This window comes from Ketobacter sp. GenoA1 (genome assembly GCF_003671475.1).
GTDB lineage: Bacteria > Pseudomonadota > Gammaproteobacteria > Pseudomonadales > Ketobacteraceae > Ketobacter.
Genome location: NZ_RCHM01000042.1, coordinates 598,390 through 615,095 on the forward strand (window position 1 = coordinate 598,390; position 16,706 = coordinate 615,095).

At 56.0% G+C, this 16,706-nt stretch carries 14 protein-coding genes; 10 read left to right on the forward strand and 4 right to left on the reverse strand.

The window, feature by feature from the left end:
• The first annotated feature begins 92 nt into the window (after window positions 1–92).
• The 3 genes from D9N13_RS16830 to D9N13_RS16840 all read left to right on the forward strand — a co-directional run bounded on the left by D9N13_RS16830 (window position 93) and on the right by D9N13_RS16840 (window position 5,923).
• Window positions 93–1,352, forward strand: a complete 1,260-nt coding sequence (locus D9N13_RS16830; protein ID WP_290592429.1) for an MFS transporter — start codon at window positions 93–95, stop codon at window positions 1,350–1,352.
• A 39-nt stretch (window positions 1,353–1,391) separates the two neighbouring features.
• Window positions 1,392–1,631, forward strand: coding sequence for a sulfurtransferase TusA (gene tusA, locus D9N13_RS16835; protein ID WP_290592431.1), 240 nt, complete (start codon window positions 1,392–1,394; stop codon window positions 1,629–1,631).
• A gap of 92 nt (window positions 1,632–1,723) precedes the next feature.
• The gene (locus D9N13_RS16840) at window positions 1,724–5,923 is read left to right on the forward strand and encodes a DUF2341 domain-containing protein (RefSeq protein WP_290592432.1); all 4,200 of its coding nucleotides are present in this window, start codon (window positions 1,724–1,726) and stop codon (window positions 5,921–5,923) included.
• 31 nt (window positions 5,924–5,954) lie between these two features.
• Here D9N13_RS16840 and D9N13_RS16845 read toward each other — a convergent pair whose 3' ends face one another.
• Both D9N13_RS16845 and D9N13_RS16850 read right to left on the reverse strand, forming a co-directional pair.
• Entirely contained in the window at window positions 5,955–6,644 is a 690-nt protein-coding gene (locus D9N13_RS16845; protein WP_290592433.1) for a hypothetical protein, read from the reverse strand.
• 140 nt (window positions 6,645–6,784) lie between these two features.
• Window positions 6,785–8,152 (reverse strand): MATE family efflux transporter, encoded by a 1,368-nt coding sequence (locus D9N13_RS16850; RefSeq protein WP_290592435.1) that lies wholly within the window; start codon window positions 8,150–8,152, stop codon window positions 6,785–6,787.
• A gap of 123 nt (window positions 8,153–8,275) precedes the next feature.
• Here D9N13_RS16850 and D9N13_RS16855 point away from each other — a divergent pair, with 123 nt between their 5' ends.
• The gene (locus tag D9N13_RS16855; RefSeq protein WP_290592436.1) at window positions 8,276–8,812 is read left to right on the forward strand and encodes an elongation factor P hydroxylase; all 537 of its coding nucleotides are present in this window, start codon (window positions 8,276–8,278) and stop codon (window positions 8,810–8,812) included.
• Between the two features lie 15 nt (window positions 8,813–8,827).
• On the opposite strand, the gene D9N13_RS16860 is transcribed toward D9N13_RS16855, so the two are convergent.
• Both D9N13_RS16860 and cfa read right to left on the reverse strand, forming a co-directional pair.
• Complete coding sequence (locus D9N13_RS16860) at window positions 8,828–9,178, reverse strand: c-type cytochrome (RefSeq protein ID WP_290592438.1); 351 nt, start codon at window positions 9,176–9,178, stop codon at window positions 8,828–8,830.
• Between the two features lie 105 nt (window positions 9,179–9,283).
• On the reverse strand, window positions 9,284–10,444 hold the full coding sequence (gene cfa / locus D9N13_RS16865) for a cyclopropane fatty acyl phospholipid synthase (RefSeq protein WP_290592440.1): 1,161 nt from the start codon (window positions 10,442–10,444) through the stop codon (window positions 9,284–9,286).
• A gap of 305 nt (window positions 10,445–10,749) precedes the next feature.
• On the opposite strand from cfa, the gene cobO reads away from it, so the two are divergent.
• The 6 genes from cobO to D9N13_RS16895 all read left to right on the forward strand — a co-directional run bounded on the left by cobO (window position 10,750) and on the right by D9N13_RS16895 (window position 16,650).
• On the forward strand, window positions 10,750–11,340 hold the full coding sequence (gene cobO, locus D9N13_RS16870) for a cob(I)yrinic acid a,c-diamide adenosyltransferase (RefSeq protein ID WP_290592442.1): 591 nt from the start codon (window positions 10,750–10,752) through the stop codon (window positions 11,338–11,340).
• A gap of 89 nt (window positions 11,341–11,429) precedes the next feature.
• On the forward strand, window positions 11,430–11,879 hold the full coding sequence (locus D9N13_RS16875) for a hypothetical protein (RefSeq protein WP_290592444.1): 450 nt from the start codon (window positions 11,430–11,432) through the stop codon (window positions 11,877–11,879).
• A gap of 19 nt (window positions 11,880–11,898) precedes the next feature.
• Entirely contained in the window at window positions 11,899–12,405 is a 507-nt protein-coding gene (gene greB, locus D9N13_RS16880) for a transcription elongation factor GreB (protein ID WP_290592446.1), read from the forward strand.
• A 53-nt stretch (window positions 12,406–12,458) separates the two neighbouring features.
• Window positions 12,459–13,151 carry an SDR family oxidoreductase gene (locus D9N13_RS16885; RefSeq protein WP_290592448.1) on the forward strand — a complete coding sequence of 231 codons (693 nt, stop codon included), beginning with the start codon at window positions 12,459–12,461 and terminating at the stop codon, window positions 13,149–13,151.
• Window positions 13,152–13,170: 19 nt separating this feature from the next.
• A complete protein-coding gene (locus tag D9N13_RS16890) occupies window positions 13,171–14,145 on the forward strand; it encodes an FAD:protein FMN transferase (RefSeq protein ID WP_290592450.1) in 975 nt (324 codons plus the stop codon).
• A 72-nt stretch (window positions 14,146–14,217) separates the two neighbouring features.
• Window positions 14,218–16,650, forward strand: coding sequence for a putative bifunctional diguanylate cyclase/phosphodiesterase (locus D9N13_RS16895; RefSeq protein ID WP_290592452.1), 2,433 nt, complete (start codon window positions 14,218–14,220; stop codon window positions 16,648–16,650).
• The last annotated feature ends 56 nt before the right edge of the window (window positions 16,651–16,706 follow it).

Consider the following 16,706-nt stretch of genomic DNA (forward strand, 5'->3'; position numbering starts at 1 on the left):
TCCAATGGTAATCCCTTCCCCCGAATTTTCAATGACCAAGCCATTATGTCAGGTATTATGGTGCCACTGTTGAATGGCAAGAGAGATTATTGATGGGAGCTTCGCTTACCTATCGTCTGGGATTATTGAGTTGCCTGTATTTTTCCCAGGGGTTGCCTTTGGGTTTTTTGAGCCAGGCGCTTCCGGCCCTGCTGCGCAGTTATGACGTGAGCCTGGAGAAAATCGGCCTGGTGTCGTTGGTGGCCGTGCCCTGGGCGCTGAAGTTTCTCTGGGCGCCGCTGGTGGATCATTATGGAAGCGAGCGTTTCGGCCGGCGCAAAAGCTGGATCATCCCCATGCAGTTCGGGTTTATGGCCTGTTTGCTGCTGCTGGGTTTTTTGGATCCGCAAACACTGGCGGGCAATGGTTTCTACGCCCTGCTGGCCATCCTGTTTTTGTCCAATCTTGTGGCTGCCACCCAGGATATTGCCACCGACGGTCTGGCGGTGTCGAGTCTGACTCCCAAGGAGCGTGGCCCCGCCAATGGGGTACAGGTGGCCGGGTATCGCGTGGGCATGTTGTTTGGTGGTGCCGTCATATTGATCCTGTTGGAGCGATTGGGGTGGCTGGCGACGTTTGTCGCTCTGGCGTCGATGATCTTGCTGGTCAGCATCCCGGTGTGGTTCTTTACTGAATCAGCACAATCAGATCGCACGGGGGAGCATGAAAGGCCGCGTAATGTGTTTGTGCTGGCCCTGCAGTTTGTTCGTCAACCCAATATGTGGGCCTGGGTGCTGGTGCTGGTTTTCTACAAGGCGGGGGATTCCTTTGGTTCGGCCATGTCCAAGCCGTTGCTGATTGACCTGGGGTACACTCTGGGGCAGGTGGGCTGGATCAGCGGTGCAGTGGGCATGGCCGCCGGAATTGCCGGGGCGTTACTGGGGGGCTGGCTGGTGCCGCGCATGGGGCGTATTCGATCTTTGCTGCTGTTCGGCGGCTTGCATGCCACCACCTTGCTGGGTTTCTGGTGGTTGGCCCGTTATGGCGGCGAGGTTGCGGCGGTAACCTGGGTAATGGCATTGGAGCATTGGTTTGGCGGCATGTCTGCCGCAGCGCTGTTCACTTTGATGATGGATGCCTGTCGGCGCCCCCTGGCGGGCACCGATTACACCCTGCAGGCCAGTGTGCAGGTGGTGGTAGCCGGGCTTCTGCACAGCGCCAGTGGCTTCAGTGCATCCGCGCTGGGATATGAGGTACACTTTATCACCGCGTTTGTTCTGGGTGTGTTGGCATTGATACCGGTTCTGGTCTGGCTGCAACGGGTGCCCGGAATTCAGCGCATGAGCTGGCACCAGGTGCCTGCAGCACAGTAAGACATCCTGCAGCACAGTAAGACATAAAGAGGGTAAGCGATGACCGATTCCGTGGATCACCACTTTGATGCGTGCGGGCTGATGTGCCCGGAGCCGGTGATGATGCTGCACAGTAAAGTGCGTGATATGAACGCCGGTGAAGTATTGGAAGTCATCGCTACGGATCCGTCTACCCAGCGTGATATTCCCAAATTCTGCCAGTTTCTTGGCCACGAATTGATGCTGGCGGAAGAGCGTGAAGGTAACTTTGTGTTTCGAATCCGCAAGAAGCCGGATTGAAGTAAATTTTATAAATGTATTAAGCGCTTCTTTGGTAAGCTCAGTGGGATACAAAACAACAACATTATAAAGTGGCTGGAAGCCCACGTTCTATGCAAAAGCCAGGGTTTTTCAAATTTCTGCTGGCATCCGTGCTGGCGACATTGTTGGTGGTCGGTGGTTGTGGTGGCTCGGGTTCATCAAAATCCGACAGCGATGAATCCGAGCGTGCGTCCCAGGACAGCAACGAAGTTCCCGAGCAGGAGCCGGATGAAGAAAACCAGCCCAGTGAGGAACCTGAACCGGACCCTGAAACCGGAGATGGCCCCCAGCAGCCGGAAGACGAAACCGTTGCCGTTGTCCTGCCAGAGGTTCTTTATATCGAGACGGACGCTGGCCGTGTCGGCCCGGGCCGCATCATCGATGGCACTGTGCGTTTTCTCGGCCAGTCAAATCCCTATGATTCCATTTTGTTGTACATCAATGGTGCCGCATCCGGTTCGGTGCTGGCCAATGCCGCGGGCCAGTGGAATCTGGATTTTCGTCCGATTACTCTGATTCCCGGGTCATACCGGCTGGATGTTCGGGCTACCACCACCGCTGGTGAAACCCTTGAATCGGCGGCGCCGTTTTACTTTACCTACGACCCTACGCCGCCGGACCGGCCGCTGATCAGTGCCATCAGCAACGACACTGGAGTGGACGGTGACGGGGTCACCGCCATCACAGAGCAGATGGTGACCGGCACAGCGGAGGCCGGCGTGAGTATTCAGGTGTATCTCGATGGCGCTCTGCTGGGGGAAACCCAGTCTGATGCGTCGGGGAACTGGCAGTTTGACCTCGCCTCTGCCCCGGTGACATTGAGCGACGGCCTGTTTGCGCTTGCTGCGGTCAGTATGGAGGCGGGTTTGAGCAGTGCGCTGTCGGAGCCTTTTAATCTGCTGGTGGATACCACTGCCCCGGCTCAGACCCAGCTTTTGCCGGGCCCTGACAGCAGCGGTGTAGCGCTTAATCCGGTTTTGCGGATACTCTACAGTGAGCCGGTTTTTGCCGGGGCAGGCCAGATTCTGGTGCGCAGCGAGAGTGAGGGCCTGGTGGTGGAGAGCGTCGGGGTGGATACCCTCGAGCTGGATCCGGGTGGGCAGTTACAGGTAACGGTTCCGCTCACGGCTGAGCTGGATTTTGCCACCCGCTATACCGTTGAGGTCACGGCTGGCGCATTCCAGGATCTGGCGGGTAATCCGTCGCTGGCCATTAGTGGGGCTCAGCAGTGGGCCTTTACCACAGAGCCGCCCTTGTTCCCGCCGGTGGACGTTGCTACTCTCCAGCCCAACCTGGGTTTCCTGTTCAGGGGCGAGCAAAGCCGGCTTGGGGCGGCGGTATCCGGCCTGGGGGACGTGAACGGAGATGGGTTGGACGACTTTGGCGTGGGGGTTCCCGATCTGGATGGCGCCCGGGGCAGGGTTTACGTGGTGTGGGGAAGGCCGGGTCTGGATCGATCCAGCCTTTCTGTTGCCAACTGGAATGCCGCGGATGGCATCATTATTGATGGCGCCGCATTGGCGGACGGCCTTGGCACCACTTTAGCGGCCGCCGGTGATATGAACGGCGATGGTTACGCCGATATGATGCTGGCCGCTCCGGGCGCCGATGGCGGGGCGTCAGACGCTGGAGTGGTGTACGTCATCTGGGGGGGTGCCGCGTTGGAGGATCTTGACCTTGCCGAATGGAGCCCCGCGTTGGGATTCCGGATTCTGGGTCGCGAAGTGGGTCAGCGCCTGGGTGACCATGCCCCCCCCAGCTCGGCGTTACCGGCTAATAATGCCTTGCTCAGTGGACATGGCGACTACAACGGTGATGGGGTTGACGATCTGGTGCTGGGGCATCCGTCCAGTGACATGGCGGGCGGCAACAGTGGTCGGGTGTATGTGGTGTTGGGCCGAACCGGAGCCAACCGCAGTGATGTGGATACCGGATTGCTGGGGGCGGACGGTTTTGCTGTCACCACCAATCAGCCGGGTTGGCGCTTAGGGCAGGCGGTGCTGATGGCCGGGGATCTGAACGCGGATGGCCTGGGCGATCTGGCGGTGTCGGCAATCGCAGCGGATGCGGGGGCTCCCGAGGGGGGTGCCGTGTTCGTCATCTATGGGCGGGCGCAGGCGAACCCTGCCGATATCAACCTTGCAGCCATGGCCGCGAATATCGGCAGCACCTGGTTCTCCAGTGCTGCCCTGTCCTGGTTTGGCGCCGCGCTGGGCAGCGGGGAATTCAATGGCGACGGTATTGCGGATCTGTACATCGGCCAGCCAGGACTGACCCAGGCAGGGGCATTCAATGCCGGGGCTGTGCACGTGCTGTTCGGTGGTAAAACCTGGGCCGCCAGCAACGATATTGCCCTGTTGCCGGCTACCTTGGGGTTCTCGGTCGGTGGTATGGATCTGGATGGTTATGTGGGCCATGCGCTGTCCGGCGCCGGTGATGTCAATGCCGACGGCCTGGATGATATTGTGGTGGGGGCGTTCAACGGCGTCTACGCCGGGCAGCGCCCGGGTCGTGCCTGGGTGATATTGGGCAGCGATGACGATGTGATTGCGGATTGGAGCCTGACGGATTTTCTGGCATCCGACGGCATTGCCTTGCGCGGCTCAGACGATGGTGATCGTTTGGGGCAATCGGTGGCGTCCGCCGATCACAACGGTGATGGCTTCAGTGATGTTATTTTGGGGGCACCGGGAACGGCCGCCGCTGCCGGGCTCGGCGCGGTATGGTGGGGCAATGATTGGTTGGGGGATGTGGTGTTCCGCATCGGCCAGGGTGGTGCGGACAATATCGTAGGCAGCTCGGTCAGTGAAACGTTGAATGGAATGGGGGGCGCGGACGCCTATTCGGCGGGGGCCGGGGATGACCGCATCGAAATCAATGATACTGACTTTTTCCGTGTCCGTGGCGGCGGCGGCGAAGACACACTGGCGTTAACCGGTTCCTCCATGACGCTGGATTTAACCGGTTTGCCGCCGGAGCGCCTGCACAGTATTGAGGTGGTGGATCTCGGCGACAGCAATAACCTGCTGCGCGTCGATCGTTCCAGGGTCCTGGGGTTGTCCCCGGATACCAATACGTTGCGTGTGGTGGGCGGGTCTTCTGATCGCTTTGAAAGCAGTGCCGAGGACAATTGGACAGTGCTGGAAAGCGCCACACGGGAGGGCATTGAATATACCCGGTACGCCGATGGGGAGGCCGAGCTGTGGGTGCAGTCCAGCATCAGTCAGCCGGGGGTAGAGCGCCTGCTTTCCAGCCAACGATTCTATCTAGATACCACCGGGAGCGGAGCCGATGTGCCCGGTGATGTGGTGAACTTCCCGTTGCTGTTGCGCATCAGCGATGCGGCGATTATCGATGCCGTGCAGCCCGGCGCAGCGGACATCCGCTTTGTGGACAGCGATGGTACCACCCGTTTGCCTTACGAGATTGAACGCTGGGACCAGGTTAACAAGCAGGCATTGGTATGGGTGCTGGTGCCGCTGGTGAAGGGCAACAGCAACCAGAACTTCATTACCCTGCTTTATGACGATGCAGTGGACGGCAGTGTGGTGGATGGGCAGGATCCAGCCAGCCTGTGGAATGATTACGCCGGGGTCTGGCACTTCGCTGAATCGGGGTTGGCCCGGGATTCCTCACCCTTTGGAAATGACGGCATTGATGAAGGCGGCGTGGGCCGCACTGAATCCTTTGTGGGGCGCGGGGCCAGATTCCTCGGCGACGAAGCCTACCGGGTTCCTTACGCTGATTCACTGGCCATAGATGGGGGTGCCTTCAGTGTGGAAGCCTGGTACACCAGCAATACCTGCAACACCTCCTTACTGGGCCGTTTTGCTCTCAGCATGCTGGGGCGCGGGGATGATGCAACAGGTTACTGGGAACTCAACAGCGCCCATTATGTGGCCAGTATTATTGTGATTGTGGGCAGTCGAGTGGATCGGGCCTCGTTCACCGTTGGCCGAAACGGTTCCGATGGGGTTGCGTCTGGGGGATCCCTGATCGGACTCTATCTGGGGGACTGTATGGAGCACGTGGTGGCAACCTACGATCCACTGGTGGGTTCCAGTATTTATATCAATGGCTCACTGCGGGACACCGACAGCAGCCGCTACAGCCTTACTTCCGATGGCGATCTGATACTGGGCGGGCATGGGACCAATTATACGCTGACCCTGGACGAATCCAGGATCGCCCGTCGTTACTGGAGTGCCGATCGAATTCGTCTGACCTACCAGAATCAACTGGGGGACAGTTCACTGGTGGTACCCCAGTAATACCCCAGTAATACCAGTACCAGAGTAATACTCAGTTTTCGATCAGCATTGAAATCGCGGCCAGTGCCTCCGGATCCTGCTCCTTGATCTTGTTGGCAATGCGATGCTGAAAGAAGTACTTGAACTCCGCTTGCTCCTGGGCGGAATAGAGGCAAGGGTCACCGGGCAGAACCGGTGTGGATTTCACTTTGTCCTCGTCCACCAGCATGGCGTGTACCGCACCGTCGGCCATCAATCGCCAACTCAGCACCTCGATCAGCACAAAAGAGCGGAAGCCGTTGTCCGTCAGCACGGCATGGGTACCGATACCGTCGGGGATTTCCTGCAGAATTTCCCCATCCCGGATCTGCTCAACGTGATAGAACGCTTCCGCCAGTTCCAGCTCTTTGACTTTGTGTTTTGGGGGGGTGTAGAAGATGTCGTTGGTGCCGGGGTCGCGGTAACCTTCCCAGCGGCCGTTAAGGGGGTCGTTGATTTCGGTGCAGGGCACAACCTGATTGAGCCAGGGTACCAGGCCCACCACCTCGCCGGATTCCCGTAGGGCCCAGCATACCACTTTCAATGAGTACAGGCGGTTGGGGGAGGTGTCATTGGTGTAGAGCATCTCCAATCCGTCCAGCTCCGGCGCAATGCGCACGATGCGGTCAACCACTTCATCAACGGGGCGCCCGGAGAAAAGATCGATCACATTGGAACGATTATCCGATGCCTGTGGCTTCATACGACTACCCTCGCGGACCTGAGCCGGGTATACCGTGAATCATGGTTATGCGCAGCCCGGGTCGTAATAGACTCACTTCTACTCTATATCTAAGTACACTTGCATGCAAAATGCCAGTTTTTGCTATGTGTCTTAGGCGATTAGGCGGGCATGGGCAGGGCGCGCCTGAAGCGCCAGATCACCCTCAGGCTCAGCATGATGGCCGCCGCGGTGAGGCCGGCCACCAGGCCAATCCAGAAGCCCCTGGCACCCATGGCCGGCACCACCCAGTCGGTGAGCCCCAGGATATACCCCACCGGCAGGCCCAGGCACCAATAGGCCAGTATGGTCATCAGCATGGGCCAGGCGGTGTCTTTCATGCCCCTTAATACCCCATTGGCGCTGACCTGGAGGCAGTCGGAGATCTGAAACAGGGCAGCAAACAGCAGTAGCCCTGCTGCCATCTCGATGACCACCGCATCATCGGTGTAAATACCGGCAACCTGGGTGCGGAACAGAATCATCACGCTGCTGTTGACCACGGCGATCACCAGAATGATCGCCAAACCGGAGAGGATGGAGCGTTGCACGCCCTCAGCGTTGGACATGCCCAGGTTGGTTCCCACCCGCACGGTAAGCGCCAGTGACAGGCTAAGGGGGATCATAAACAGCATGGACGCCACGTTCAGGGCAATCTGGTGGCTGGCGACCACCTGGGCGCCGATGGCCGCAATGAACAGTGCGATGACACAGAACAGGCTTACCTCAATGAAAATTGACAGGCCAATGGGTAGACCTAGTTTCAGTATGGATTTAAGTACGACACTATCCGGCCAGGCAAAACGCCGGAACAGCCCGGTTTCCTGTTTACGGTCGAAGATAACGCAGTATTGCACCATCAACACCAGCATCAGCCACATCACGATACTGGTGGCCCAGCCGCATCCCACACCCCCCATGGCCGGAAAGCCCAGTTTGCCATAGATCAATACGTAGTTAACCGGCACGTTGACGGCCAGACCGATGAGGCTGACCACCATCACCGGCGTAGTGAAGGACATGCCTTCGGTGAGGGAGCGCAGAGCAAGGAACAGGGTGATGGCCGGAAACCCCCAGGACAGTCCCTGCAAATAGGCGATAATCATGGGGCGGATGGCATTGTCCACTTCCATCAGAGACAATACCGGTTCCATATTGCGCAGCAGCAGAAAGCCCAGCCCACCCAGCGGCAGCGCCAGCCACAGGCCCTGTTGCACCAGGCCGCCAATGGCCTGGTGGCTGCGTTGCCCGCGGTACTGGGATACAAAGGGGGTCAGCCCCTGCATCACACCCACCAGGAACAGGAACACCGGTACCCAGATGGCCGAGCCCACTGCAACGGCGGCCAGGTCATCAGGGCTGACCCGTCCGGCCATCACGGTATCCACAAAGCCATTGGCGGTTTGGGCAAACTGAGCGACGACAATGGGCATGGCCAACAACAGAATGCGGCGGCATTCCTGCCGGAACGGTTTAGCACAGACGGTCATGATCCAATCAGAAAAATCCACTGGAGTGTATTTGATGGGCGGCTAGTTTATCATGTTGGACGCTGCGGTAATGGCTTGTTTTCGAGCAAAATATTGTCAGGAACATGAAGTAGGGCCGACAACTTGGAACATAGAATTGATGACATTATTCTGCTGTTCAACCAGTGTTTTCTGGAACAGTACAACACCCGGCTGGTGCGGGGCGGGGAAGAACCGGTGTACTTGCCGGCCGGGGACGGACGAACACATCATGAACTGCATTTTGCCCATGGCTTCTATCGCAGTGCATTGCATGAAAGCGCCCACTGGTTGATTGCGGGAGAGGCCCGTCGTCAGCAGGTGGATTTTGGTTATTGGTACGAACCGGATGGCCGCACGGTACAGCAGCAGAGTCTGTTTGAGCAAGTGGAAGTCAAGCCCCAGGCGCTGGAGTGGATCTTATCCCAGGCCGCCGGTGTGCAGTTCAGGGTCAGTGTTGACAATCTCGATGGTGAGCCCAGCGATAGCTCGGCTTTTAAGCAGGCTGTTTACAGCCAGGTATTGAGCTATGTCCAACATGGCCTGTGGCCACGGGCCGAGCGCTTGCGGCTTGCACTGTGCCGGTTCTACCAGCGGGAGGAAACCCTGTCCGCTGAGCATTACGATCCACAGCAACTCTGAGCCCTTGTGTTCTGTTTATTGCACAAGGCTCATCATGTAACGCACGGCGTTGCGTACCTCGGTGTCGGTCAAATCCGGATTGCCCCCTTTCGGTGGCATCATCTCCATGGCAAAGCCGTTAATGGCATGGCTTACCAGAACGTCTTCACCCTGCGGTAATCGCTTTCCCCACAACTTTTTGTTACCCAGGATAGGCGCGCCATTCAGGCCCTGCCCGTGACAGGCAATGCAGGTTTTGTCGACAACCGCTTTGCCCGCCGCCAGCTCCGGAGCAAGGGTGGGGGTGGGTTCCTCTGGTTCTGAGCAACCCGCCAGTGACAGGCCGAGTACAATCAGGAATGCGCGCGCTGGTGTCAGGTAGTTCATGGATAGGCTCACGTTGGAATGATGACATATTCAAGCAAACACTGTTCCATTTGTACCTGATAAACTCCTTGGGCATATGAATGGCTACAGGCGGGAATTGATCGGTCACCGCACCGGGCAGTACCTGGCCAGTGGCTTCAGGCGTTTGCGCAGCACCAGTTGATACAGTTGCAGTGATCGGCTGCGAAACCCGCCGGCACAACTCTTCAGATAGTAGTTCCACATGCGAAAGAATCGTTCATCGTAGTGTGCCTTCAATTGTGGCCAGGCAGATTCAAAATTGTGTTGCCAGGCCATCAGGGTTTTATCGTAATCGGGCCCGAAATTGTGTACGTCTTCGATCACGAAATACCGCTCGGCAGCAGCGCTGATTTGCGCCAGCGAGGGCAGTTCGCCGTTGGGGAAGATGTATTTGTGAATCCAGGGGTCAGTACCCAGGTGGGACAGGTCATTGCCGATGGTGTGCAGCACGAAAATGCCGTCATCTTGCATCAGGCGATGGGCGTGCTGCATGTAGGCAGCGTAATTTTTATGGCCAACGTGCTCGAACATGCCGATGGAAACCAGTTTCTGGTAACAGCCGGACAGGTCACGATAGTCCATCAGTGCAATGTCAACGGGCAGGGAACGGCAGCGCTGCTGAGCCAGCGCCTGCTGTTCTTTTGAGATGGTGATTCCGGTGACCCTGACATGATGGTGGCGGGCGGCCCACTGGCTGAAACCGCCCCAACCGCAGCCGATGTCCAATACGGTTTCGCCGGGCTGCAGATCCAGTTTGCGGCAGACCAGCTCCAGTTTAGCTGCCTGTGCGCTGTTAAGGTCGTGGGCATTTTGCCAGTAGCCGCAGGAATAACTCATGGTGGGGTCGAGCATGGCTTGGTACAGGTCATTGCCCACATCATAATGTTGTTCGCCGACCACATAGGCTCGTTTCCGCGTCTGCAGGTTGACCAGCCGTGCCAGTAACCAGTGCTTGAGCAGTTGCCACTTGCCCACCAGTGTTGTGTCCACCTCCGCACTGATGATCCGGCTGATCAGTTCATCCAGTCTTTCGCAATCCCACCAGCCGTCCATGTAGCTTTCCCCAATGGCAACACTGCCTCCCGCGAGAATACGTTGGTAGGTGTGGGGGTGATGTATTTGGGGGTCCCATGGCTTGGAACCATTGATGGTAATGCCGGCGTCGGCCAGCAGTTGGCTCAGCCATTGTTGATGCTTGGTTGGGTCAGCTTTCAGTGATTCATAGCCACTTGCAGCAGCAGTCATAGGATTCTCCTTGAATGTTGAGGGTTCAATTCGAATTCCAGTTTGAGCAGGTGCTCCTGAAACAGTTGTTAAAGACAAGCAGAATTCAAGCCAGATTGAATCCTATGAAAAAAACATGCAGTTTCTAAGTAAATAATATTTATGAAGTTGATTGCTCAAAGCTATAGGTTGCAATGGAATAGCCCGTGCACGGTGAATGTGCGTGATTGCAGTTGTATGCATTATTATCAGGCATTGCCATCAGGCATTTTGGTCCAGCTTGTGGTAACGTTGCTCGCTGATCAATGACCGGGACACGACGTAACATGACAGATAAACACCAACAAAAAATGGCGGCGAAGAAAGCGGTGATGGATGCCAAAATTGCTAAGGCAACCGAAGAGCGCGGCATACTGATTTTGATGAAGGGTAACGGCAAGGGCAAAAGCAGTTCCGCCTTTGGTACCCTGGCCCGTTCCCTGGGGCACGGTAAGCGTTGTGCCGTGGTCCAGTTTCTGAAAGGTCGTAACGAGACCGGTGAGTACAAGTTTTTTCGGGATCATCCCATGGTGGATTGGCATGTGATGGGTGATGGGTTTACCTGGGAAACGCAGAACAAGGAACAGGATATCGCTGCCGCTGAGCGCGCCTGGGAAACGGCAAAACCCTACCTGAGCAACCCGGATTACGATCTGCTGATCTTCGATGAGATGAGTTACATGTTCAAATACCAGTATCTGGATGTTGAGCCGGTGGTTGCCGCGTTACAACAGCGCCCCCCACATCAGAACGTGATCATAACCGGACGCACCATGGCAACGCCTTTGCAGGATATCGCCGATACCATCAGTTCCGTGCAGGATGAGCGGCACGCTTTCCGGCTGGGGGTAAAAGCGCAGCTGGGCATCGAATTTTAAGAGCCTGATCAGGCCTCGAATCAGCGGATAAAAACATGGTAAAGTTGACTGTCTACAACAATAAGAATGAAACGCAGTGAGTCAATTCCATGCATTATGACGCTCAGATCCAGATGATTGTGAGTACCTTCAAGCTGTCACAGACCCTTGATGTCGACCCCGAAACCGGTAAGGCAAGCATGCGCTACCAGCTGAAGTGTAACGGGGGTGCCAGGTCATCTTCATTTTCTGAAACCCAGGCGGTGGTGAGTATTCGCGAGGTATCACGGCTGGCAACCCGATCTCTGGGCAGCATCCATCCCAAGGATGGTTGCCTGCAAATACAGGTGCTGGCACCCAGGGACTATTTTAATGGCCTGATCCAGTTGTTCCCCCATTGCCGTCCGGAAGAGGGGGGGTATCTGTCATTCGATTTTTTACTCAACCATGTTGTGGGGGTGGAGCCCCGGGCTGACAGCGCTGCCATGCAGGTGCTGAGCGCGGAATACAAAATGGTGAAACAACTGTCTGATAACCCTGATTTGATCAGTCGCTCCTGAGCGGGGATATAAGATACTGATGAGCCGATACCGCCCCCCCAGCCAACCTGCCGCTCCCTACATTACGCCACAAGGCCGCGATCGGCTGATGAATGAGTTGCGTCATCTCAGTGACACGCAGCGACCGGAAGTGACCAAGGCGCTGGCGGAGGCCGCCGCAGAAGGGGATCGTTCCGAGAACGCAGAGTATATCTATCGCAAAAAGCAACTCCGTGAAATCGATCGCCGCATTCGGTATCTTGTGAAACGCCTGGAAGTGGTGAAAGCCGTCGACAAAAAGCCGGCGGATCAATCGCGGATCTTTTTTGGCGCCTGGGTAGAGTTGGAGGATCTGGATGCCGGGGGTATCGAGGTGTATCGGCTGGTGGGCGCCGATGAAATCGATATTGATCGCGGTTGGATCAGTGTGGATTCACCCATGGCAAAAGCGTTGTTAAAGAAGCAGGAAGGTGACGAGGTCATTGTGTCCAGACCCAAAGGCGAAACCTGTTTTGAAGTGTCTCGGGTGAGCTATGATCCGTTTTGATAGCGTGCTAATTTAAAGACTTCCATTAACGGCTTTCTACAAGGAGCAGGGCCATGAAAACGGTATTTATTACGGGCGCCAATCGGGGATTAGGCCTGGAGTTCAGCCGACAATATCTGGCCGCGGGCAACCGGGTAATCGCAACAGCACGGAATCCTGAGGATTCAGAAGGCTTGCAGGCACTGAAAAAAGAATACGGGGAACACCTCAGTCTGTATCCCCTTGATGTGACCGATGCAAATTCACGGGCGGCTGTGTCGGACGCGGTGGGTGATCGTGTAATTCACCTGCTGATCAATAATGCCGGCTACTACGGTGCCAATAATCCCCTGGGTAAGCTCGACGAAGCGGACTGGAGCAAGGTGTTTCATGTCAATTGCATTGGCCCTGTCAAGATGGTGGCCCTGCTGCGTTCCAATCTGGGGAATGCCGGCAGCGCCACCGTCGCCATGCTCAGCAGTAAAATGGGATCGATGGGGGATAACACATCCGGTGGCAGCTACGTGTATCGCAGCTCCAAAGCAGCGTTAAATGCCGCCACCAAGTCCCTGGCCATCGATTTGGCCGAAGAGCAGATCAAAGTAGTGGCGTTACATCCTGGTTGGGTGCTGACCGATATGGGCGGCCCCAATGCCCTGATTGATGTAACCATCTCGGTGAACGGCATGCGCAAAGTGATCGAAGGTCTGCAAACCAAGCAAAGTGGTGATTTTATTGCCTATGACGGAACCCTTGTTCCTTGGTAAGCGTGCCCCGGGAAGGGGGATGTGGGTCAGCTTTTTCATTGTATCGCTGATTTGGATCTGGCCCCAGTGTGGGTTCAGTGAATGGTATAAGCGCGATGAGCCCATTATGGGCACACGGGTTTTTGTTGAGTTATGGCACGATGACCCGGCAAAGGCGGCGTTGCTGATGCAGGGTGTAATGGACGAGATGGAGCGCATCAATCAATTGATGAGCCCCTACAAGACAAGCTCCGAGCTGGCCCGGGTGAACCGTGATGCCGCCACGGCACCGGTGCAAGTCAGTCAGGAGCTGTTTGACCTGGTGCAGAAAGCCAACCACTACAGTGACCTCAGCGGAGGTGCGTTCGATATCACCTTTGCCTCGGTCGGCCATCAGTTTGATTATCGTAATCGCCGGCGGCCGGGCCAGCAGGAGCAGGCAACAGCAGCGGCACTCATCGGTTACCGCAGTCTGAAACTGGATCCCATGACACGCACGCTCGAATTCGGTAAGCCCGGAATGCGCATCGATTTGGGGGGAATTGCCAAGGGGTATGCGGTGGATCAGGCGGTGTCCGGATTACTGGCAGCCGGTGTGGAGCACGCCATCGTCACTGCCGGGGGCGACAGTCGTTTGATTGGCGACCACCGCGGCCGCCCCTGGATGCTGGGCATCAAGCACCCCAGGGGGGAGGAGCACGTCATTACGCTGCCGTTGTCGGATTCGGCTATATCAACGTCCGGGGATTATGAACGCTTTTTTGAAGAAGGTGGCGTTCGTTTCCATCACATCATTGATCCCGCCAAAGGGGATTCGGCCCGTGAGTTACTCAGCGTGACGGTGTTGGCCGAACATTCGGTGGACGCGGACGCATTGTCAACCACATTGTTCGTACTTGGCCCACAGAAAGGCCTGAAATTAGTCAATTCTTTGGCAGGCGTCTCTGCGATACTGATAGATAGGACAGGAAAGGTCCGTTACTCAACCGATTTAGTGGATCCAACGATGCATTGATGATGAGGACATGGTATAACGGATTGCATTAGCTTATAAAAAATAACAATAAGAGCGGACCCGTGGCTTGCTATGAATTCGTCACTGATGCTGCACGATCCTGCTGATGCGGGCATACATACACCCAATTACGTTTTTGTTGCTGATCAACTGCAACAGCGTGTTCTCTGTTCCAACATGGCCTCGCCGCACTTTGTGTTGACCCAGGAATCCAGTGAAGCGGATCTTTACCAGGCCTACCTCAACAGCCCATCCACCTCCATTCTCCAGCTAAAAAATATCAAGGAAGATCTTGTCGATGCGATGGTTAAAGCCAACGAGTCCGCCGAGGGGCACCTGTTTCGGTTTCGGGATGAAAACGGATACTGGCGCTTTGGTTTCCTGGAAAATACATTGCTTTACGGCGGCGAGGCCGCCAATCAGGAATTTCTGTGCGGAATGATAACACGGGTGCAAAATCCCGCCGCCTTTGTCGCCAGTGACTCATCCCTGTCTTCCCGCCTGGTGTGGATGACCGATCAGGATCTCAGGTTGACCAAAGTCAGTGGTGATTGTCGCACCCTGGGTTTTGATATTGCGACATTGCTGGCAACCGGGCAATTGAGTTTTCTGACCGAAGAAACCGGTGGTTTTCTGGATTCCATATGCCAGGATCTGTTTGTCAGCCCGAAACCTGAAACCCGGGTGGTGCGCCAGACCTTGCGCAGCCTGGATGGCAATGCCGTCTCGGCCACCATTCAATTTTCGCTGCTGTTTGATGAGTTCGGTTGCGTCATCGGAACATTGGGTATTGCTGAGTTCTTTCCCAGTCGGGAACTGCTGGAAAGTGAACGCCAATTGTTTGCGGCAACCTTTGATGCGGTTTCAGAAGGCTTTTTTATTACGGATCGCAGCGGCTTTATCCTGCGGGCCAACCCGGCTCTGTATGAGTTAACGGGCTTCTCACCAAGAGAACTGCTGGGGCTGCATTGCAGTCATATCTGGCGTGGCCGCTACGGCCCGGCGTTCTTTCGCAGTATTCGTCATAGCTTGCAGCGTAATAACAAATGGCGGGGAGAGTGCGACTTTGTACGTCAAAGCGGTGAAGTTCGGCCGGCTATTCTCAGTTTCAGTCAAACCCATAACTTTCGGCATGAAGTTCAGAATTACGTGGGCATGCTGATGGATATTGCCGATAAAAAACGCGATGAAATGCGGATTTACCGGTTGGCGCACTATGATTCCCTTACCGGCGTGGCGAACCGGCGCTTGTTCAATGAGCGCCTGCAGGATGCGGTGGCGGACTCAGAAGAAAACGGTACCAAACTGGCAGTGTTGTTTCTTGATATGGACCGCTTTAAGCCGGTAAACGACTCATTGGGTCACAGTGCCGGAGATCAACTCCTCAAATCGGTGGCCCGGCGCCTGATGTATTGCCTGGGAGAGGGGGATACCGTAGCCCGCATGGGAGGGGATGAGTTTGCCCTGGTATTACGCAACCTGCCGCAGGAGGAAGCGGAACAATGTGCTATCAAGATGGCGTCGCGGGTGTTGGCACAGTTTTTTGCACCGTTTTTGATAGATGGTCGTGAAGTGTATTCCTCGTGCAGTATTGGTATCAGCCTTTTTCCTCATCACGGTCAGAGTGCCGAGATACTGCTGCGCAGCGCTGATACCGCTATGTACGCGGCCAAGCGAGCGGGTAAAAACAACTATCAGTTCTACGATGATGACATGAACAAACGGGCCATGGACCGGCTGATTATGGAAAACGCCATGCGCAAGGCCCTGGTGCGGGAAGAGTTCGACCTGTTCTTTCAGCCCCAGTATTCCGTTCTCAATGGTGTAATGACCGGGATAGAGGTGTTATTGCGCTGGGACCATCCGGTGTTTGGGACCGTACGCCCCCTGGAATTTATTGATTTGGCTGAGCAAACGGACCTGATTATCCCCCTGGGCGAATGGGTCTTTCAGCAAACCTGCGAAAAGATCAGTCAGTGGCAGAAGCAGGGCGTGCAGTTTGGCCGAGTGGGCGTGAACGTGTCCGCCAATCAGTTTAAACGGGATGATTTTGCCGAATGGGCTCTGTTTCAGGTGCAGCGCTATGGGGTGAACCCGGCCCATCTGGAACTGGAAATCACCGAAAGCGCGATCATGGAAGACGTTGAGCACAGTTTGCAGATGCTGGAACAGTTGCAGCGTGCCAATATAAGAATCGCTGTGGACGATTTCGGTACCGGATACTCCTCTTTGAACTATCTGCGCAAGTTCCCCATCAGTACGCTTAAGATCGACCGGGTTTTCATAGAAGATATCGTCGACAACGAGGATACGCTGCAATTGGCCCAAACCGTGATCGCCATCGCCAAAAGCCTGAATCTTGGGGTGATAGCAGAAGGGGTGGAAACCTGGGAACAATACCAGATACTCAGTGAGAACGGTTGTGATGAGGTGCAGGGTTACTACATGAGCCGGGCGCTGTCGGAAACGGCGTTGCTTGACCTGGTAGCCTGTGTCTCTGAATAGATGATTTGCCTTCCGCCCGGGGGCTGCAGCTGTGATATTATGGCGTTTTTGTGGTC